Source organism: Yinghuangia sp. ASG 101 (genome assembly GCF_021165735.1).
GTDB lineage: Bacteria > Actinomycetota > Actinomycetes > Streptomycetales > Streptomycetaceae > Yinghuangia.
The window spans coordinates 5,192,754-5,211,004 of the sequence record NZ_CP088911.1; the positions used below are offsets into that span (position 1 = coordinate 5,192,754).

17 protein-coding genes are annotated in these 18,251 nt (G+C 75.1%); 6 read left to right on the top strand and 11 right to left on the bottom strand.

All coding sequences use genetic code 11. From position 1 onward, the window contains the following. Positions 1-291 precede the first annotated feature (291 nt). The 8 genes from LO772_RS22335 to LO772_RS22370 all read right to left on the bottom strand — a co-directional run bounded on the left by LO772_RS22335 (position 292) and on the right by LO772_RS22370 (position 7,583). The gene (locus tag LO772_RS22335) at positions 292-1,278 is read right to left on the bottom strand and encodes a glutathione S-transferase C-terminal domain-containing protein (RefSeq protein ID WP_231773805.1); all 987 of its coding nucleotides are present in this window, start codon (positions 1,276-1,278) and stop codon (positions 292-294) included. A 517-nt stretch (positions 1,279-1,795) separates the two neighbouring features. Beyond that, entirely contained in the window at positions 1,796-2,062 is a 267-nt protein-coding gene (locus LO772_RS22340; RefSeq protein ID WP_231773806.1) for a hypothetical protein, read from the bottom strand. A 144-nt stretch (positions 2,063-2,206) separates the two neighbouring features. Then, positions 2,207-3,124, bottom strand: a complete 918-nt coding sequence (locus LO772_RS22345; protein ID WP_231773807.1) for an NADP-dependent oxidoreductase — start codon at positions 3,122-3,124, stop codon at positions 2,207-2,209. Between the two features lie 190 nt (positions 3,125-3,314). Continuing rightward, entirely contained in the window at positions 3,315-4,178 is an 864-nt protein-coding gene (locus tag LO772_RS22350; protein ID WP_231773808.1) for a hypothetical protein, read from the bottom strand. After that, entirely contained in the window at positions 4,165-4,713 is a 549-nt protein-coding gene (locus LO772_RS22355) for a SigE family RNA polymerase sigma factor (RefSeq protein WP_231773809.1), read from the bottom strand. Before LO772_RS22355 ends, LO772_RS22350 begins: the two co-directional genes overlap by 14 nt. Positions 4,714-4,936: 223 nt before the next feature. Then, positions 4,937-5,419, bottom strand: coding sequence for an anthrone oxygenase family protein (locus tag LO772_RS22360; protein ID WP_231773810.1), 483 nt, complete (start codon positions 5,417-5,419; stop codon positions 4,937-4,939). Positions 5,420-5,645: 226 nt separating this feature from the next. Next, the gene (locus LO772_RS22365) at positions 5,646-6,479 is read right to left on the bottom strand and encodes an NAD(P)H-binding protein (protein ID WP_231773811.1); all 834 of its coding nucleotides are present in this window, start codon (positions 6,477-6,479) and stop codon (positions 5,646-5,648) included. 294 nt (positions 6,480-6,773) lie between these two features. Then, positions 6,774-7,583: a helix-turn-helix domain-containing protein gene (locus tag LO772_RS22370; RefSeq protein WP_231773812.1), complete on the bottom strand. Its 810-nt coding sequence runs from the start codon at positions 7,581-7,583 to the stop codon at positions 6,774-6,776. A gap of 125 nt (positions 7,584-7,708) precedes the next feature. On the opposite strand from LO772_RS22370, the gene LO772_RS22375 reads away from it, so the two are divergent. From LO772_RS22375 to LO772_RS22385, 3 genes are all read left to right on the top strand, one after another. Beyond that, positions 7,709-8,299 (top strand): TIGR03086 family metal-binding protein, encoded by a 591-nt coding sequence (locus tag LO772_RS22375; protein WP_231773813.1) that lies wholly within the window; start codon positions 7,709-7,711, stop codon positions 8,297-8,299. A gap of 144 nt (positions 8,300-8,443) precedes the next feature. Continuing rightward, a complete protein-coding gene (locus LO772_RS22380) occupies positions 8,444-8,938 on the top strand; it encodes a hypothetical protein (RefSeq protein ID WP_231773814.1) in 495 nt (164 codons plus the stop codon). A gap of 219 nt (positions 8,939-9,157) precedes the next feature. After that, on the top strand, positions 9,158-9,724 hold the full coding sequence (locus LO772_RS22385) for a hypothetical protein (RefSeq protein ID WP_231773815.1): 567 nt from the start codon (positions 9,158-9,160) through the stop codon (positions 9,722-9,724). A gap of 79 nt (positions 9,725-9,803) precedes the next feature. On the opposite strand, the gene LO772_RS22390 is transcribed toward LO772_RS22385, so the two are convergent. Both LO772_RS22390 and LO772_RS22395 read right to left on the bottom strand, forming a co-directional pair. Further along, positions 9,804-11,039 carry an AraC family transcriptional regulator gene (locus LO772_RS22390; protein ID WP_231773816.1) on the bottom strand — a complete coding sequence of 412 codons (1,236 nt, stop codon included), beginning with the start codon at positions 11,037-11,039 and terminating at the stop codon, positions 9,804-9,806. A 193-nt stretch (positions 11,040-11,232) separates the two neighbouring features. Next, positions 11,233-12,768 carry a helix-turn-helix domain-containing protein gene (locus LO772_RS22395; RefSeq protein ID WP_231773817.1) on the bottom strand — a complete coding sequence of 512 codons (1,536 nt, stop codon included), beginning with the start codon at positions 12,766-12,768 and terminating at the stop codon, positions 11,233-11,235. A 338-nt stretch (positions 12,769-13,106) separates the two neighbouring features. On the opposite strand from LO772_RS22395, the gene LO772_RS22400 reads away from it, so the two are divergent. Genes LO772_RS22400 through LO772_RS22410 form a run of 3 tightly spaced genes read left to right on the top strand, consistent with a single transcriptional unit; the run spans position 13,107 to position 15,580 of the window. Next, on the top strand, positions 13,107-14,018 hold the full coding sequence (locus LO772_RS22400) for a helix-turn-helix domain-containing protein (RefSeq protein ID WP_231773818.1): 912 nt from the start codon (positions 13,107-13,109) through the stop codon (positions 14,016-14,018). Beyond that, positions 14,005-15,228, top strand: a complete 1,224-nt coding sequence (locus LO772_RS22405) for a hypothetical protein (RefSeq protein WP_231773819.1) — start codon at positions 14,005-14,007, stop codon at positions 15,226-15,228. The genes LO772_RS22400 and LO772_RS22405 overlap by 14 nt, the downstream gene beginning before the upstream one ends. Then, positions 15,197-15,580: a gamma-glutamylcyclotransferase family protein gene (locus tag LO772_RS22410; RefSeq protein ID WP_231773820.1), complete on the top strand. Its 384-nt coding sequence runs from the start codon at positions 15,197-15,199 to the stop codon at positions 15,578-15,580. Before LO772_RS22405 ends, LO772_RS22410 begins: the two co-directional genes overlap by 32 nt. Here the strand turns inward: LO772_RS22410 and LO772_RS22415 are convergent. Beyond that, complete coding sequence (locus LO772_RS22415; RefSeq protein ID WP_231779834.1) at positions 15,570-18,014, bottom strand: hypothetical protein; 2,445 nt, start codon at positions 18,012-18,014, stop codon at positions 15,570-15,572. The two genes, LO772_RS22410 and LO772_RS22415, sit on opposite strands and share 11 nt — an antisense overlap. Positions 18,015-18,251 lie beyond the last annotated feature (237 nt).

The window sequence follows — 18,251 nt, forward strand, 5'->3', positions numbered from 1 at the left end:
GCAACTGACTTGCCATGACGGGGTTTTGCCGATGGGGGTCGGCCCGTAGGCCATCGGTCGCCGGTGCGGTCGGATACGGAACGTGAAGAGGCGCACGTGGTGGTCGTCACGATCCGCGCGGCGTGGGCGCGGCGATCGCCCGCGACAGACGGGACGGTAGCGCCGCCGTGTTGCCGGGGGATTACCGGTGCTTTGCTCCGGTGTTGCGCCCGGGTTGCTCCGGCATTGCCGTTCCGCCGCGCCGTCGGGGCGATTCCGCGCCACCCACCTCGCGGGTGCCGCCGCCCGGTGTCAGCCGCACGGCTCGGCGGCCGTGCCGCCGAGCGCCCCCAGGCCGGTCAGGCGCGGCCAGTCCACGATCGGTACGCCGCTGCCGCTCGCCGCGGGGCCGCGGCAGCTGCTGCGGTGGTGCCGGGTGACGTGGTCCAGGCGCACGTTGTCGCGGAACGCGGGGAGGTCGTGCAGCCGCGCGAAGTAGTCCCACAGCGCGGGGTGTTCCGCGATCCGCCGGACGTCGTCGGCGTGCAGGTGCAGGCGGTGTACGGCGTCGATGTGCAGCAGCGTCGTCCACAAGTGCACGTCGGCGGCCGAGAGGTCGCGGCCGATCAGGAACTCCGAGGATTCCAGGCGTCGTTCGAGGAGGCCGAGGGTGTGGAGCACGGTGCGTACCGCCTCGTCGTACCGGTCACCGGCCCGGGCGCGGCCCGCCTGCTGGGCGGCCTCCCAGATGTCGTCGTCGAACAGCGCCTCGTAGTAGGCGAGTTCGGTGGCGGCTCGGGCGGGATACAGGTCGGGGCCGGTCCCGGGGAACGCGGTCGCCAGGTCGTGGAGGATGTCCGCGGGCTGGTTGCTGACGATGCGCCCGCTCCACCGGTCCCACAGCACCGGGACGGACACCGGGCCCTCGTAGTGGTACTCCGTGGCCTCGTACGCCTCGCGGAGCAGCGCGAACCCCCCGACCGTGTCCGGTCCGTGCCCGTCGCCGTCCCGGAAGGCCCAGCCGCGCCCGTCGCGCACCGGGTCGACCGTCGACAGCGACACGACGTCCTCCAGGCCGCGCAGGTCGCGCGTCACGGCGGTGCGCAGTGAGCGCGGACACGCGAGGCAGATGTACAGGTGGTAGCGGCGCGGGTCGGCGGTGAAGCCGCTTCCGGGCGCGCGGCCGACGCGGCCTCGGAAGGCCGGTGCGGGGCGGCCGAGGGTGCGGTAGCGCCCGTGGGCGCGGAAATCGACGGGGTCTGCGGATCCGGGCAGGCGTACGGGCGGCTGGGCGGGCATGGCGGAACTCCCTGGAGGCCGAATCGGGCAGGGGACGACAGCCGCGCACGGTCACGCGCGCGAAAGGGCGACGGAGCGGGGACCGGACGACCGGCGCCGGGCACGGCGGCGAGGCCGGGCCCGGGCAGGCCTCGGGCGGCACGGGCCCGGCCGCGAGGCGGGCGGACCACCCGGAGGGGAAGGCGCGTGGCGCACGCGCGGTGTGGACGGCGCGCGAGGCGCGGCGCGGGGCAGGCGACAGTCGGACTCCGAACGTTCTAAGCCGCGCTGCAGACACGCAGGAGATCGATGTGGCGCCGCTTCAGAAACCGGCCGGAGACGAGCCTGCGGAGCGGAGGGAACGGTGCCGCGCACACGCCGCGCATCGTCGCCCCCTTTCCCCGCTCGCCGAATCGGATTATTCGCGTGCTGTACACAAACCGTCAATAGACGGGGAACACGCGGTGCGCGCCGGGGCCTTCGGCGCGGAGCGCGGGGATGACGCGGGGACGACGCGGTGCGGCGGGCACCCGGGGGCTCAGAAGTAGCCGGGCAGCGGCAGGCGTTCGTAGGGGCGGACGTCGGCACCGGGGCCGGTGCGCCAGGGGTGCCGCCCGAGCGCGTCGCAGACCAGGCACGCCTCCTGCTTGCCGATCGCGACGACGCGGTGGCCGATCAGCGCGGCGCGGGCGGAGTAGCGCCAGCCGTCGCCGTCGCACGCCTGACACACCACCGTCATCTCCGTCGGGAACTCGGGCGGTGGCTCGGCGGGGATCTCCGGCACGTCCGGAGTGTTCGCGTCCACTCCTCCCACCGTATCGCCGGTTGGCGCGCGGGGGGACCGGCGCGCGGCAAGTCACCCGTGGGGGCGACGGGCCGGCCGCGCGCCGCGGACCCGTGGGAAGACGGAGACGGCCCGCGGCGGGCGGCCGACGCAGGGGGGCAGGCGTCAGGGCAGCAGGACGACCTTGCCCCGGCCGTGCCCGGCTTCGATGACGCGGTGCGCCTCGGCGGCGTCGGCCAGCGGCAGCCGGTGTCCGATGTGCACGGTCAGCGCGCCCCGCGACCACAAGTCGAGAAGCTCGCCCAGGCGTTCGCGCGAGCGCGCCCCCGGCCCGCCGCGCAGCCCCCGGAGCCCCAGGCGCTCGGCCCCCGCGAAATCGGCGATCGTGGCGATGCGGTCCCGGTCCGCGACGAGGTCGACCGACGCGTCGAGCGCGCCGCGCCCGGCCGCGTCCAGTGCGGCGTCCACGCCCTGCGGCGCGACCGCGCGGACGCGGTCGACCAGGCCCGGGCCGTACGTGACCGGGGTGGCGCCGAGTGAGCGCAGGTACGCGTGATTCGCCTCGCTCGCGGTGCCGACGACCGCCGCGCCCCACGCCACCGCGATCTGCACCGCGGCCGTCCCGACCCCGCCGGCGGCGGCGTGCACGAGCACGGTTTCGCCCGCCGCGACCCGCAGTTCGCGCAGGGCGCGGTGGGCGGTCTGCCCCGACGCGGACATCGCCCCGGCGACCTCCCACGGCATGTCGGCGGGCTTGCGCACGATCTGGTCGGCCGGGACCGCGACCGCCTCCGCGTACGCCCCGAGCATGGTCCAGCCCAACACCTCGTCGCCGACCGCGACCTCGGCGACGCCGTCCCCCACGAGGTCCACCACGCCCGCGAATTCGTTGCCGGGAACGATCGGCAGCGATCCGCGCATGGCCGGCGGGGCCTCCCCGCGCCGTACCGACGTATCGACGGGCTGCGCCCCGGCCGCCCGGATCCGCACCCGGACCTGCCCCGGTCCGGGCCGCGGATCGGGCACGTCCGTCAGTCGCAGGACGTCGGGCGGTCCGAACTCGGCGAGCGTCACTGCCTGCATGAAGGTCACATCCCCTGGAACGGTGGTCGACGGGGACCACGATGCAACCTGAACCTCACTTCACGTCAAGCGCGCGGACGGCCGTGCGGGATCGGGGCGGGTCCGCGCATCGCAGGCCGTGCCGCACATTACCCTCGACAGGCGTGGGGTCCGGGCAAGTTGCGTTTGCCCGGACCCCACGCCTGCTCGGTCAGCCGTTCCGGTTGGGGAAGGTGTCCTGGTCCACCTGGGTGCCGTCGGCGTCGTACGCGGTGAAGGTGTACGTCGCGCCGCGGGCGTCGGCGTCGGCGGTCGCGCCGAGGGGGAACACGACGAAGTGCTCGCGGGTGTTCGGCACCGCGACGGCGTCCTCGTCGAGCGTCGTGCCATCGGGGAAGGCGATCCGAGCCTTCGCGACCTCGGGGGTCGCCTGGAGCACGACGAAGCTCAGGCCGCCGCCGGAGGCACGCGTGGGGCGCAGGACCGGCGCGCCGCGGCCGTTGTCCTCCGACCAGGGGAGGGTCATGTCACACGGGCTCATGAACGTGGCCGCCCACCTGCCGTCGATCACCAGGGCGACGTTCTCGCAGTACGGAGGACCGGTGGCGGGCGCGGCGGCGGTTCCCGGGGAGACGGCCGAGTCGGGCCGGGCCGTGTCGGTTTCCGAGGGATGGCCCGGCGGGTGCACGTCGCCGAGGGCGCGCACGATCTGCCAGGAGGTGCCCTGGAGTTGCCCTTCGGCGACGACCAGCGTGCCGTCCGGAGACATCTGCGGGGGCGCCGCGGCCGTCGTGGGTGTCGGGGCCGGGGACGCGCCGCCCGTCGCGGAGGGCGTGGTAGGGGCCTCGGCCGCGGCGCTCCGGCCGTCACGCCCGCCCAGGAGCGTCACGCCGGTGACGGCCGCCGCCGCGAGGAGCACCGCGGCCACCGAACCCGCCACCGCCGCCCGCCGCCTGCGCCGCGCCCTGCCCCCGCGCTCGATGGCCGCGTGCGGGGCCGGGGTGTCCGGCGGGCCGCCGCGCATCCCCTGCTCGAATCTGTCGCGCATCCACTGCCCTTCCTCAATGCCGGCCATGGGCCAGAACCTCCGAGGTGTCGTCGGAACCCGAGTCCCACTGCGGTCCGTTGAGGCCGGGGTCGACCCGGAGCTTCGCGAGTCCCTTGGCGGCCTGGCTCTTGACCGTGCCGACCGAGCAGCCGAGGATCCGCGCGACCTCCGCCTCCCCCAGGTCGTCCCAGTAGCGCAGCACCACGACCGCGCGCTGCCGGGCGGGGAGCCTGGCGAGGGCGCGCAGCAGCGCGTCGCGCTGGTCGACGCGGTGCGTCGCGTCCGGCACCCGGGCCTCGGGCACCGCGGCGCCCAGCAGCTGGGTGATGCGGCGCTTGCGGAACCGCGCCGCGTTGGCGTTGACCAGGATGCGGCGCACGTACGCGTCCGGGTTGTCGCTGGACCGCACGCGGTGCCACGCCGCGTGGGCCTTGACCAGCGTCGTCTGCACCAGGTCCTCCGCCTCGCCGTGGTCGCCGGTCAGCAGATACGCGGTGCGGACCAGCCGCGTCCAGCGGGACTGGACGAAGTCGTGGATCTCCGCCGCTTCTTCGGGTCGCAACGAACACCTCCTTCGCAGAACCCTGAGTACGGCCGGGCGCGGCGGGGTTGCCCGGGAGGGTGAAGATCGCACACGGGTGGGGGCGGGAGTGCCGGGGGTCGGGTGGACGCGGGGGCTCCGGTGCGCGGCGACGCCGTCCGCACGCCCCCGGCGCGCACGCCGAAAAGGCCCGGAACGCACGGGCGTTCGGGCCTTGTCGGGGTGGGACTGGCGTACCGGCGGCTCAGGCCGCCGCGACACCCGCGACGAGCAGGGCGCCCGCGACGACGCTGGCGAGGGCGCGGACGTGGTTCATGCGGGTCCACTCGTCCCGGTAGGCCGCCCACAGCCGGTCGGCTTCGGGGCTGCCCGCGGTCACCGCGTCGAGCGCCTTGTTGCGCGGTACGTGGTACGCGACGGTCAGGCCGAACGTCGCCACGACGTACGTCGCCGCCCCGGCGACCAGGAAGCCGGAGGACCCGGCGTCCCAGTCGGCGACCGCCCACCCGCCCAGGGCGAGGGCCGTCAGCGCGGTCCCGGTGAAGACCGGGAGGAAGAGGGAGGCGACCGCGGAGACGTTGACGGCCTGCATGACACCGACCGCGTCCTTCGCGGGGACCCGGCGGAGCGCCGGCATCACCAGGGCCGAGAAGCCGAAGCACACGCCGCCGACGGTGACGGCGCCGAGCGCGGTGGCCAGGGTGAGGGCGAAGAGGATTCCGTTCATGAGGGGGTCCTTCGGCGGATGCGTGGGGGCGGGGGTCGGACGGCGGCGGGGTCGTCCGCCGGGGGAAGCTGTCACGCGGTCGCGAGGCGGTGGCCGCGGCACCGTGGCGCCGGTGCCGCGGGGGCGTCCGCCGGGTGGCGGCCGTCACGGAGGCGGGGGCGGCCGGGGCGTCGCCGCGCCCGTCACGCCGTCGGGCGCGGCCCGATGCCTTCCCGGACGTCCGCCGCTACGCGTTCCAGGCGCCGGTCGCCGCGACCGAGCGCGCGTAGTCGGCGAAGTCGCGCGGGGCCCGGCCGAGGGCCTGGCGCACGCCGTCGGCCAGGTGCTGGTTGCGGCCGTCCATGACCTCCGTGAAGAGGTAGCGCAGGAAGCCGACGGTCTCCGCGTCGAGCCCGGCGTCGCGGAGGGCCGCGGCGTAGGCGTCGATCGGCACGGTCACGTACGCGATGTCGCGTCCCGTCGCCGCGGCGATCTCGGCGACCGCGTCGGCGAAGCTGAGCAGGCGCGGCCCGGTGACCTCGTACGTCTTGCCGTGGTGCCCGTCCTCGGTCAGCGCGGCGACGGCGACGTCGGCGATGTCGTCGGTGTCGACGAACGGTTCGGCGACGTCCCCGAGGGGCAGCGCGACCTCGCCGGCGACGATCGGTTCGATCAGGAAGTTCTCGTCGAAGTTCTGCATGAACCACGACGCGCGGACGACCGTCCACACGGCGCCGACCCGTTCGGCGACCTTCGCGACGCGCTCCTCCGCGCTCTGCGCCTCGGGCTCCCCGCGGCCGGAGAGGAGGACCAGGCGGCGCGTCCCGGCGGCGACCGCGGCCTCGGCGAACGCGCCGACCGCGTCGGGGGCGCCGGGGACGGCGAGGTCGGGGGCGTACGCGATGTAGACGGCGGCGACGTCCTTGAGGACGGGCCGCCACGTGCTCGGGTCGTTCCAGTCGAACGGGGTCTCGGCGCCGCGCGAGCCGATCCGCGGTGTGGCGCCGCGAGCGGTCAGGCGTTCGACGACGCGACGGCCGGTTTTGCCGGTGCCGCCGAGGACCAGGATGGTGTCCGTCATGGGGATTCCTCCGCTGTCTTTCGGGGTGGATGCGCTTGCGTGACTTCATTGAAGTCGAGCGGAGCGAGACGGGACATAGCTGGGAAGCCCAATTACATGTGAGAACGTCTCATGCGTGGCGTGAGGTGCCTCGGGGCGGGGCCGACGGGACGGACGCTCGCACGTTGCGGTCGTGGTCCGCGTCGGTCCGCGTCGGTCCGCTCGGGGCACGGTGCCGGGTGAACACACGCCCGCTCCGCCGCACTTGGGCCGGCCGGTGTCGGCGGGCGGCGCGGCAGGCGCTCCCGCGCGTCGTCAGGAGCGGGCGTACGCCCCCGGTGGGGCGCCGACCGCGGCCGTGAAGTCGCGCGTCAGATGGGCCTGGTCGGCGTAGCCCAGCTCGACCGCGAGGGCGGCCCAGTCGATCCGGCGGCCGGCCGCGGCGCGCTCTGCGGCCTCGTGCAGGCGGGCGCGGCGCAGGACCCACTTGGGGGACGCGCCGACGTACTCCGCGAAGAGGCGTTGCAGGCGGCGCACCGACATGCCGAGGCTCCCGGCCACGTCGTCGACGCGCGTGAGCGACGGATCGGAGGTGATGCGGGCGACGATCTCCGCGGCCTCGTCCGCCGCCCGGTCGGGTGCGGGGAGCCGCGCGCTCAGGAACTCCTCGGCGTACGCCACCATTTCGGTGTCGTCGCGGGTGCCGAGGACGGCGGCCTGCGTGGTGTGCACGGCCGCCGGGTCGAACAGCGTGGCGGCGGGCAGGACCCGGTCGACGATGTCGGCGACCGGACGCCCCAGGAGGGGCCGGAACGCCCCCGGCCGGAACCGCACGCCGAGCACGTGGCCGAGGCCGTGGATGCGGCGGCGGAACGAGCCCCGGATGATGCCGTAGACGGCGGCCTCGGGCTCCTCGAAGACGAGGTGCACGTTGGGGTGCGACAGCACGTGCGACTCGTGCGAGGCCTTGCCGCGCAGGTCCCACGCGACGATCCAGTAGTACTCGACGAAGCGGCCGACCCCCGGGCTCGGGGCGTGGCGGGCGAGGCGGATTTTCGTCGCCGTCAGCTCCGGATACAGGACACCGCGGGGCATATCCGCAGCATTGATCCGCTTTTCGGCCATGCGGCCAGGCTACGGCCCCGCACCGACAACGCGGCTTCGCGTCGCGCACGGCCCGGCACCGACCACGCGGCTCCCGTCGCGTTTGTTCAAGAAGACCCCGGCCCGTCGTTCCTACCGTGTCGGGCATGGAACTCCACCCCCACCTGGCCGCCGCGGCGGCCGAATCCGCCCGCATCGCCCGGACCGCCGCCGCCGGACTGACCGACGACCGCCTCGCCGCCCCGACGCCGTGTGCCGGGATGAACACGCGCGACCTGCTCAACCACTGGGTGCTCTACAGCGCGTACGGCTTGGAGAAACGCGCTCTGCGCGAGCCGCTGCCCGACGCGTGGGCGACCCGCGATTTCGTCGCCGAACCGGGCTGGGCCGACGCGTACGCCGCGCGGCTCGACCGAGCGGTGGCCGCGTGGGCCGACCCCCGGGTCTGGGACGGCGTCGTCGAACTCGGCGGGGGCCACAGCCAGTCCGCCGCCGAAATCGCCGGCATGCTCCTTCTGGAACTGACCCTGCACGGCTGGGACGCCGCGCGGGCCACCGGCCGGGAGGCGGCCTACCCCGACGACACCGCCGAGGCCGTTCTCCGCCTGGTCGAGGAGTACGCCGAGCCCTACCGCGAGTACCAGGGCTTCGCGGCCCCGGTCGCGCCGCCGGTCGGCGCCTCGGCCTGGAACCGCGCGCTGGCCTTGTCCGGCCGCGACCCGGAGTGGACGCCGTGACGGTACGCCGCGGCGCGTAGGCGCCGGTCCGATGCGCGGTGCGGCGGCGAATCCGATGCGGTTCCCTCGGTTCGCGGGGGTGCGATGCGCCCATACTGGGCCGATCGTGCGTCGCCCGTGCCCCGACCGGAGAGGTGAACTGTGTTGTCCGACAAGCCGATACGCCAGTGTGTGACCACCGTCGCGGTGGCCTCCGCGCTCGCCCTGTCGACGGCGGGCGTGGCGGCGGCCGTCGGCAACGCGCCACCGGGCAGGCCGGCCACCGCCGAGGCCGCGTCGGGAGCCGCTCCCGTCGCGCGGCCGGTCGCGGCGAAGACCGCGACACCGGGCAAGCCGGCTCCGTCGGCCACCGCGAAGCCCGTGGTCAAGCAGACGGCCGCCCCGAACAAGGGCAAGACGGGGAAGACGGGCAAGAAGAAGAAAAAGAAGAGCTTCCTCAAGAGCGCCGTCGGGATTCTGCTCCTGCTCGTCCTGCTGCCGGTGCTGGTGGTCGTCGGGCTGGTCGTCGCGGTACGCGTCCTGCTCAAGCGGCGCCGCTCCGCGGACTCGTCCCCGCCCCTGCCCCCGCCGCCGTCCCCGCCCTCGCCCCCGTCCCACGACCCGCCGGGCGGGCAGCCGGGGCCCGGCAAGAGCCTGTGACCGCGGGGCGGTCGGGTGCGCCACCACGCGATCGGCACGTACTCCGGGGGGAGTAGAGGCGTTCCTACGCGCTGATGCCCCCGGAGCAGGCGGCCACGGCGCGGGGGGCCGCGGCGTCTGCCGGGGGAGCACGCGGGGTGACTTCCGCCGACGGACGTTTCCGGGGGGCCGCGGCGGGAGCCTTGAGGGCGTCGGGAGAGCGTCCCTGAGGAGGCCAGCGTGAAGACGGTCGAAGCGTCGCGGGTGCGGTCCGAGGCGGGTGCGAAGGCGGGACGGGCGGCGGGGAAGCCGCGCCATTTCTCGCGCGGGGTCCGGCGCGCGGTCAACTCGTCGCACGTGGTCGTGGCGGTGGGGCTGGTCGGTGTCGAGTGGGTGATGGTGGTGCTCGCCTTCGTCGCGCGCAACGCGGACGACCCGGTGCTGCGGCACAACGTGTACGAGGTGATGCGCGGCCTGGTCTTCGCGGCCGGAATCCCCCTCGCGGCGCTGTCGCTGGTGACCGGGGTCGTGCTCTCGCTGCGCACGCCGTGGGGCCTGTGGAGGCACCAGTGGATCAAGGTGAAGCTGGTCCTGCTGATCCTGGTGATCGCGCTCGGCGCCGGGGTGATCTCCACCTGGGTCCGCGAACTCGGCGACAAGACCGCGCCCGGCGGGGACACGTCCGGTCTGGCGGTGGTGCAGTGGTACCAAATCGCGGGCGTCAGCGTGCAGTTGGCCGCGCTGATCGTGGCGACGTTCCTGTCGGTGTACAAGCCGTCGGGGAAGCGCCGGCCGAGCGGCGGGTGACCCGTAAACGGGAACGGCGGCGGGGTGCGGGGCCGGGGAATCGGCCGCGCACCCCGCCGCCGTGTGGGGCTGTCTCCCGTCAGCCGGTGGCGGCGCGGGGGAACGGGTAGACGTCGGCGTCGCCGGAGCGGGTGGTCTGCGAGGGGAGCCGGCCGTACGCGGCCCGGTACAGCGAGCCGAAGCGGCCCAGGTGGCTGAATCCCCAGCGCAGGGCGATGCCGGTGACGGTGTCGTCGCTGCGCCCCTCCGCGACCGCGAGCAGGTCGGCGTGCGCGCCCGCGAGCCGGACGTGGCGCAGGTGGGCGAGCGGGGTCACGCCGAGGTGGGTCCGGAACTTCTCCTGAAGCGTGCGCACGCTCATGTGCGACGCCGCGGCGATGTCCGCGACCGAGATCGGCTCCGACGCGTGCTCCTCGCAGAACGCCAGCGCGCGGCGCAGCGCGACCGGTGCGCCGACCGGGCCGCTGCGCAGCGCGCCGCCGCTGAGGGTGTGCGGCTGGCAGGCGAGCAGGCCGTGGACGAGCATCTGCTCGAAGTGCGCGGCGGCGTCGGGGGAGCGCGTGAGCAGGCCGGAGTCCACCATCGCGCCGAAGCTGTGCGCGAGCGAAAGCCACTGGCGCACCTCCTCGTTGGCGGTGTCCAGGACCGGTTCGAAACGCAGCGGCGCGTTCTCGGAGGTGTCGTCGGCGTACGGGCGGATCGCGGCGTCGATGACGCGGCGCGGGATGCGCAGCACCAGTGCGGTGGTGTCGGGCGCCCAGCGTGCGATGACCTCCTGGCCGGGGCCGGTGATCACGGGGGACATCGGGACGTCGCGTCCGTCGACGGTGAGCCGCCCGCCGCCGCAGTGCAGCAGGTGGACGAGGTAGACCGGCGCCTGGGTGTCGAACCGCAGTTCGGCGTGGGTGCCGTAGCCGATCTGGTAGAGCGCGATCTCGCCGCGGTGCAGCACGCGCAGCTTGCCGCGCACGGCACCGGTGCCGGGGACGCGCAGGCGGTGCGGGATGACGTGCGAGCCGACGGCGTGGTGCATCAGGCGCGGTTCGGTGCCCTGGTAGAGCACCCGGCCGCGCGGGGTGAGCCCGTTGGCGGGGGCGTTGTTCGCGCGGAGGGGGGCGGTGCGCTGGGGGGTGAGCCGCGTCGGGGGCTGCGCCGGGCCGGGGGTGGTGGCGCGGGTGACGGGCGGCTGGGGGCGCCGCGGGGCCGCGACGCGGGAGCCTGTCCCCACCGGGGTGCGGGCGGGGGCGGGCGCGGCGGACGACGGCGAGGACGAGGGCGCGACGTGCAGGGGGCGAACGTGGGTTGTGGCGGGCATGGGGAACTCCTGCCTGGTGGTCATGGTGTGGTGCGCGTGGGGGAGGCGTTGCGCGGGGACGGCGGGTGTCACGGGAGGTGTCGCGGGGGCGTTCGCGGGGCCGGTCACGGGGGAACTGCCTGGGTTTCGAAGGGACTTCATGGGGTCTCGGGTGGGGGACGGGAGTGGCCGCGGGCGGGCCGCGGTACGGGGGTCATGAGGCACGGCGGCGGTCTTCCGCAAGGTTGTGGGGGCTGCCCGGCCGGTCGACGACCCGGAGCGCGAGCCACAGGTCGGCCTCCGCGGTCGGCCCGTGGAGCAGGTCGAGTCCGAGGACGCCGCCGATGCGGGTGAGCCTTTTGCGGGCGCCGGGCACCGTGAGGCCCAGGGCCTCGGCGGTCGCCGACAGACGTGCGTCGTGGGCGAGCCAGATGCGGAGCGTACGGGCGTCCGCGCCGCCCGGGCCGCCGGTGAGGGTGCGGAGCCCGGCGTACGCCCAGTTCTCCAGGACCGGCAGGTCGAGCGGGAGCGGCGGGCGGTCGAACCGGCCCGGCGGGAACGGGTCCCGCGCGTAACCGGCGTCGCCGTTCCGGGGGTTCGCGGAGGCGTGCTCCCGGCGGTCGGGGGACGGGTGGGCGTCCGAGGGGGAGCCGCCCGTGCCCGCCCCGCCGGAGAACGGGCCGTGCTCCGCGAGCCGGTTCGCGGAGAACCGCAGACCGGTGGTCGCGCTCGTGGCGGGACCGCCTTCCGCGACGCCGCTTTCCGGGAGGACGCGTTCCGCTTCCGGGGCGCGCGGTTCCGTGAACTCCGGCAGGCCGGGCATGCCCGAGACCTCGGACAGCTCGGGGAGTTCGGCGGAATCCGCGCGGCCCCACCGCGCCGACAGGTCCGACACCGACGCCACGCGCAGCGCGAGCGACAGTTCGGCGCGGTCCCCGACGCGGTACAGGTTCCGGCCGAGGACGTCCTGGATCAATTTCAGCCGACCGCTGAGGGTGTTGCGGTGGATGCCCAGGCGCGTCCCGGCCGAGCGGCGGTCGGCGAGCCACGTGGTGAGGGTGTCGACCAGCTCGGCGGCGTCGGGGTCGCCGCGCCGCCGGGGCTGATGGTGGGTCAGGGGTGCGAGCGCGCCGCGCGCCCACGCCTCGGCCTGGTGGGAGATCAGCAACTCCGGGTCCAGCCACGCGTGGAAGCGGGCGTACCCGCCGACCGCCACGCGTGCGGCGGCCAGTGCGTGCCGGGCCTGGGCGTACGCCGTCCCGACGCGCCCCGGTTCGACCACGGGCGACGAGCCGACCCGGCACTGCGGGTGACGGGTCGTCAGCTCGTGGGCGAGGTGCCGGGCCGCGCTGTCGTCGTCGGGTGCGTGCGTCCCGACCGCCAGCAGGACGACGACCGGCGTCTCGTCGTCCGCGTCCCGCACGATCCACGCGCTCCGGCCGGCCGTGCGGCGGACCACCGCGGCGACCGCGTCGGTGTCGGCGTCGTCGCAGTCGACCGCCAGCACGCGCGCGACGTCGGGCAGCGGCGCGCCGATGGCGTCGGCCATCGTGGCCGCCGCCAAAGGCTGTTCGTCGCAAAGCAGCCCCCACACCGCCCGGCGCTGGCGGCGCTCGGCGTCGTCGACGATCCGGACCGCCTCCGCGAAACGGTTCGCCGCCCAGCGCGCGAGGTCCACCGACGACACAGCATCGGGAAGGGCGTCCGACAGCCCGTCGATCGCGGCGACGGCATCACGCGCGAGTCCCATGTCATCTCCCGTCGGCCCGGTGGGGCGCCGCGGCCGGCGCCTCTTGGCGCCGCCGGAACTTCCGGTGATCACCATCTCTCCTGTCGTCGCCCGCGCCTACGGGAAGAAGCCGCAAATGATGAGGGGGAATCCGAAGTTCCTGTGATGGAGTCGTCGAGGGACCCGCACCCTGGGGAAGACCCGGGAACCGCCGTACGGTTGACGAGTATCGGAACCATGACGGTCTTGAATAAGGTCGAGCCGGTTATCCGACCCGAGTAAACTCACGAGTAACAACGGGCTTGCCGGAAGCCCGTGACGGGGCTTTTGGGGCCATTGCGTATTTTTGGGGGTGGGACATGCCGTACCAGGGGCCCGAAGGCCCCCTGCCGGAAACCCTTCTGGCGACTCCGGACATGCGGCGCGCCTGCGCCGAGCGTGATGTGGGCGCGATTTTCGCCATCGCGCGCGAGCAGGCTGGGATGAGCCTCAGCCGCCTGGCCCGGTTGTGCGAGATGACCCCCAGCCGCGTCGGCGACTACGTGCGCGGGCGCGCCCGCGTACGCCAGCAGCACGTCGTCGAACGCGTCGCCGACGGCCTGCGCATACCCGGCGAACTCCTCGGACTCGCCCCCCGCCCCTGGGAGTCGGACCCGCCGCCCGACGCCGCCGCGGTCCCCCCGGGGCTGCGCGCGCGCCTCGCCGACAGCATCGTCGAACTCGACCTGCGCATCGAGATCGACGTCGACAAAGACGGCTGGTCGCACCTGACGTACCGCCACCATGTGCTCAACCTCACCGACCGGCCGCTGACGCGCTTCGCGCGCGAGCTGTGGTTCGAGCACGGCGAGGGCCCCCTCGTGATCGAGGCGCTTCCCTCGGCCGACCACAATGTGGCCGTCGAACGCATCCACGACGCGGGCACCCTCGCCAAATTCGCGTGCCGCGTCTCGCCCCCGGTTCCGCCCATGGGCAGTGCCACGATCTCCTACACCTGCCGCGGCGGACGCTTCGTCGACGCCCACTATTGGCGCCAGGCGATCACCCGGTTCACGCTGCGGCTCCAGGTCGAGGTGCGGCAGATCGGCGTTATGCGGCTTGTGGACCGGTCCGCGATCGAGGAACATCCCGACGGGGCGACCCACCCGGTCGACGACGATGTGTACTGGTCGCACGACGGAGACGAGGCCAGAATCGGAGTGGTCCGCGAAGACCTTCGCCCCAATCAATTTGTCACCCTGCATTGGGAGGTCGTTCGTGGAGGCGCGTGACGCGCTGGAGGCGGTGATCCGCGCCTGGCACCGGCTGGAGGTCGAGCGCGGCGGCCCCGGGATCATCGAGTTCGACTGCCGCCCCCAGGGGCGCGGAGGCCCCGAAGCCCCCGCCCTCGCCGACCGGTTGCAGGTGTACGACGCCCTCGGCGCGCTGGCCGCCCAGGTCTCCGCCGACACCGAACCGTATGTCGCGGCACGCCTCGCCGCCGACCGCGCGTACCTCGGCGCCGGACTCGGCGAACGCGCCGGGCTCGACGCGTACGTCCGCGCGACGCAGGGCTGCCCGGCCGCCGGCTGGCCCGGCGACTACGTCGCATACCGGGGCGACGTCGCCCGCGCCGAACTCGACCGGCTCGGCATCGCGTGGGGCGCCGACACCGAGAAGGGGCTCCGCACCCGCGAGGGGCGGCTCGACGCCGACGCGGCACCCGACGCGATCCGCGCCGCCACGGCCGAGTTCGAACCGCGCGTGCGCAAACTCGTCGGGACCGACGCCCCATACGAACTCACCGTCGAACGCGTCGACATCGACGAATACTGGTCGTACTGGCTCGACGGCGCCGGGCGCCGGGTGCGGCTGCGCCTCAACGCGCGCAACGCCCGCTTCACCCGCGTCGGCGTCCGGCAGTTCGCACTGCACGAAGTCCTCGGCCACGGCCTCCAATGCGCGGCGTTCGCGCACCGCTGCGCCGCCGAGGAGGTGCCGTGGGTCCGGCTGCTGTCGGTGCACGGGCCCACGCAGGTGCTGCTCGAAGGGCTCGCCCAGGTCATGCCGCTGTTCGTGGTGCCCGAGGACGACGTGCTCGCCGCGCGGGTGCGCCTCGACCACTACCTGCAACTTGTCCGCTCCGAACTGCACTTGGCGATCAACTCCGGGGTGCCGGCGGGCACGTGTGCGGCGCACGCCCGGTCGCGCGTGCCGTTCTGGACCGACCGCCATATCGCCGACCTCCTCACCGATCGGGGAGCCGACCCCCGTCTGCGTTCCTATCTGTGGGCGTACCCGGCGGGCTTCGACTGGTTCATCCGCCTCGCGGAGACCGACGGCGACGCCATCACGGAGGTGCTGCATGCCGCGTACCGGGACCCCCTCACCCCCGGACGACTCGGGGAACTCTGGCCGGGCGGCCCGCCGATCGGCGGACCGGGATCGCCTGTTCGTCTACGGGAGCCTGATGTTCCCGGAGGTTCTGGACGCGCTGCTTGACCGTGTTCCCGAGCACACCGCGGCGGCGGTGGACGGCCGCGGCGCGGTGACCGTGTCCGGCCGCGTCTACCCCGTGCTGACCCGGGGCACCGGACGCGTCCGCGGGCACCTGCTCGTCGGGCTCGGCGACGCCGAGTGGGACATCCTCGACGCTTTCGAGGACGACCTGTACGACCTCGTGCGCCTTCCGCTCGCGGACGGCGGCCACGCGTGGTCGTACGTCGCGCCCGACGGCTTCACCGGCCACGAAGGCCCGTGGTCGCCCGAGGAGTTCGCCCGCAGGCATTTGGCCTCCTATCTCGTCGCCTGCCGCACCTGGCGGGCGGGGTACCGGGGTTCCGTCACGTCATGAGCAACTGCTCCCGCAGGGCGTCCAGACGCCGCCGCACCGCCAGCGCGGCCGGTGTCTGCGGCGTGCCCGTCGCGGAATAGGCACCGAGCACGTGGGGGCTCAGCTCGTACGCGATCTCCGCGTCGGCGACCTGGAGCCAGCAGTAGTGCGCGTTCTGCGCCAGCCGCCACGCCCAGCGCCGCTGCGACACGACGCCGTCGGCACCCGCCTCGCGGTCGTGTACGGCCCGGGTCATCGCCGCCTGGGCGAACAACTCCACGGCGGCGGCGGTTGATCCGTCGCGCAGGGCGGTGTAGGCGCGCACCTCACGCGCCGCTATCGCGGCGGCCACGTCACCGCGGCTCTCGGCCGCCTGGTCGAGCGCGGTGGCCAGGGCCAGCGCCTTGCCGGTCTCGCCGCCTTCGAGCGCCGCGCGGATCTGCCGCAGCCGCGTCGACTGCTCGGCGTCGGGGGTGGGCGCGGTCTCGGTGAACTCGGCGTAGGCGGTCGCCGGGGGAGCCGACGCGGCGGCCGGGGAAGGCGCGGAGGGCGCGGAGGCTGCGGGCGGCGCGGACGACGAGGGCGGCTGCCACCCCGGCGTCACCACCGGGTCGCGCCGCGGCGGCGGGGGCGGGCCGGGCTTCTCGACGGGCCGCCCGCTCCCGACGGTTCCGGTCGTGACCGAACCACGGGGCGGCTGCGCCGCGAACGGCGACTCCGCGGGCCGCGGCGGCGGGGCGGACCGCTCGGGCGCCGCGGTCGCGGCCATGTCCGAGGCGACCACGGGCTCGGCGGCTGCCGGGGGGACGTCCGGCGGGCTCGCGGGGGCCGGTGGCGCGGGAGCGGCACGCGGCGGCGCGGGGGGTTCGGCGACCGGTGCGGCCGTGGACGGCGCGGCGGGCGCGGCCGGGGGGACCGGAGGGGACGGCACCGGGCGGGACGCGACCGGCGGGTCCGGTTCGGGGGTTTGCGCGACGGGCGCGGGCGCGGGCGCGGGTTCGGGCTGGGGCGCGGGTATCGGCGCCGTGTTCGCCCGTGCGGGCCGCGCGGCGGGTTCGGGCGCGGGCTCCGAGGCGGGAGCGGGTACCGAAGGAGCGGCCACCGCGGCGGAGTCGGTGGTGGCCGCGGCGCGCTCGGCTTCCGGAGCGACGGACGCGACCGGCGGCGCCGGGACCGGTTCCACGGCGCGTGCGGCGGTCGGTGCCGGGGGAGCGGTCGCGATCGGGGGTTCGGCGTCGAGTGGGACGGACTCGGCGGTCGGTGCGGCAGGTTGCGCGGTGGGCGCGACCGGCGGCGCCGGGACGGGATCCACGGTGCGCGCGGCGGTCGGTGCCGGGGCGGGAGTGGAAGGTTCGCTCGACGTCGGCGCGGGGTGGGGAGCCCGCGCGGGGGGTGAGGGAACGTGCGCGGCGGGGTGAGGTGTCGGCCCGGGAAACTCCGGGGCAGGCGTCGGGGGCGGTGCCGAAGGGGCGGGCGCGGCAGGTGCTTCCGCCACGCGCGCGGCCGGGCGGGGAACCGGGGGTTGCGCGGTGGGCTCGACCTCCGGAACGTGCGCGGCGGGGCGAGACGTCGGAGCGGGAGGCTCGGCGACAGGTGCCGGGGCAGGTGCCGAAGGGGCGGGCGCGGCAAGTGACTCCGTCGCGCGCGGGGCCGGGCGGGGGGCCGGGGGCTGTGTCGTGGGCTCGACCTCCGGCGCCGTGGGGGGTGCGGCGGCGTGTGCTGCCGTGATCGGTGTGTCCGGCGGTTCCGGGGCGAAGGCGGGTATCGGGGCGGACGGCGGCGTCGGGGCCGGTGGTGGGGCCGGGACGGTGGCGCCGGGCGGTGGTGGGGCCGGGAACGCCACTCCCGTCGGGGGTGGCGGAGTGGGGAGTTCGCTCTCCAGCGCGCGCCACGACAGGTCGTCGGCGCCCGGTGCCGACACGTCCGGGGCCGCGTACGGCGCCTCGAACGGGCCCTCGAAAGGCGCCTCGAACGGCGGCGCGGCGTACCGCGCGGCGTCGTCCGGAGCCTCGGCCGCCTCGTCGTGGGGCGGCAGCGGCACCGCGCCCGAAGGCATCGGAGCGGCCGGCTCCGGGCCCCGCTGCGCCGCCCCCGACGCCCGGCGCGAGCCGAGGATCGACGAGCGGAGGCGCCCCCGGGGTTGCCCGCCCCCGGCCGACGACCGCTTCTGCCGCTGCTTGCGCCGGCCGCCCTGCGGCGGAATCGGCGGCCCCGCCTCGGTCGCCGTCGCGTCCGGGGTGACGATGAGCGGATAGACCGTCCCGTCCTCCTCGATCGCCTCCACCCGGACCGGACGCCCCAGCGTGCGCGCGGTCAGCGCGGCCGTGCCGATGGCCGCCGCCCTCGGGTCACCGCCCGCCGCCACGTGCACGTCCTCGCCGTCGACGCGCACCGCGCTGCCGGACAGTTCGATGGTGAGCACGGGCCAGCCGGGCACATCCCCGATTTCGGTCACGGGAGGCTCCTTCGGGGGCGGGGGCTACAGAGCGGGCGCGAGAACGCCGTGGACGCGGCCGGGCGAATCGCGGACGACCGCCCAAGTTCCGGTGGCACACCGGCTTTTCGCTTTCCTGTATACGCTTGGGTTCAGCGCGCGGGCAAAGGTGTCGCGCATTCCTGCCGAGCAATCGCGCATCGCGGACGGAATCCGCTGTGCACAACGAAACAGAAACGTCCCGACCACGCGGCCGAG

Bases quoted from the DNA above. Each gene is read 5' to 3' on its own strand.
- LO772_RS22345 (WP_231773807.1), bottom strand. From the start codon at position 3,124: ATGCAGGCAGTGACGCTCGCCGAGTTCGGACCGCCCGACGTCCTGCGA.
- LO772_RS22350 (WP_231773808.1), bottom strand. From the start codon at position 4,178: ATGGCCGGCATTGAGGAAGGGCAGTGGATGCGCGACAGATTCGAGCAG.
- LO772_RS22395 (WP_231773817.1), bottom strand. From the start codon at position 12,768: ATGGGACTCGCGCGTGATGCCGTCGCCGCGATCGACGGGCTGTCGGAC.
- LO772_RS22400 (WP_231773818.1), top strand. From the start codon at position 13,107: ATGCCGTACCAGGGGCCCGAAGGCCCCCTGCCGGAAACCCTTCTGGCG.
- LO772_RS22335 (WP_231773805.1), bottom strand. From the start codon at position 1,278: ATGCCCGCCCAGCCGCCCGTACGCCTGCCCGGATCCGCAGACCCCGTC.
- LO772_RS22370 (WP_231773812.1), bottom strand. From the start codon at position 7,583: ATGGCCGAAAAGCGGATCAATGCTGCGGATATGCCCCGCGGTGTCCTG.
- LO772_RS22410 (WP_231773820.1), top strand. From the start codon at position 15,197: ATGTTCCCGGAGGTTCTGGACGCGCTGCTTGACCGTGTTCCCGAGCAC.
- LO772_RS22375 (WP_231773813.1), top strand. From the start codon at position 7,709: ATGGAACTCCACCCCCACCTGGCCGCCGCGGCGGCCGAATCCGCCCGC.
- LO772_RS22390 (WP_231773816.1), bottom strand. From the start codon at position 11,039: ATGCCCGCCACAACCCACGTTCGCCCCCTGCACGTCGCGCCCTCGTCC.
- LO772_RS22360 (WP_231773810.1), bottom strand. From the start codon at position 5,419: ATGAACGGAATCCTCTTCGCCCTCACCCTGGCCACCGCGCTCGGCGCC.
- LO772_RS22365 (WP_231773811.1), bottom strand. From the start codon at position 6,479: ATGACGGACACCATCCTGGTCCTCGGCGGCACCGGCAAAACCGGCCGT.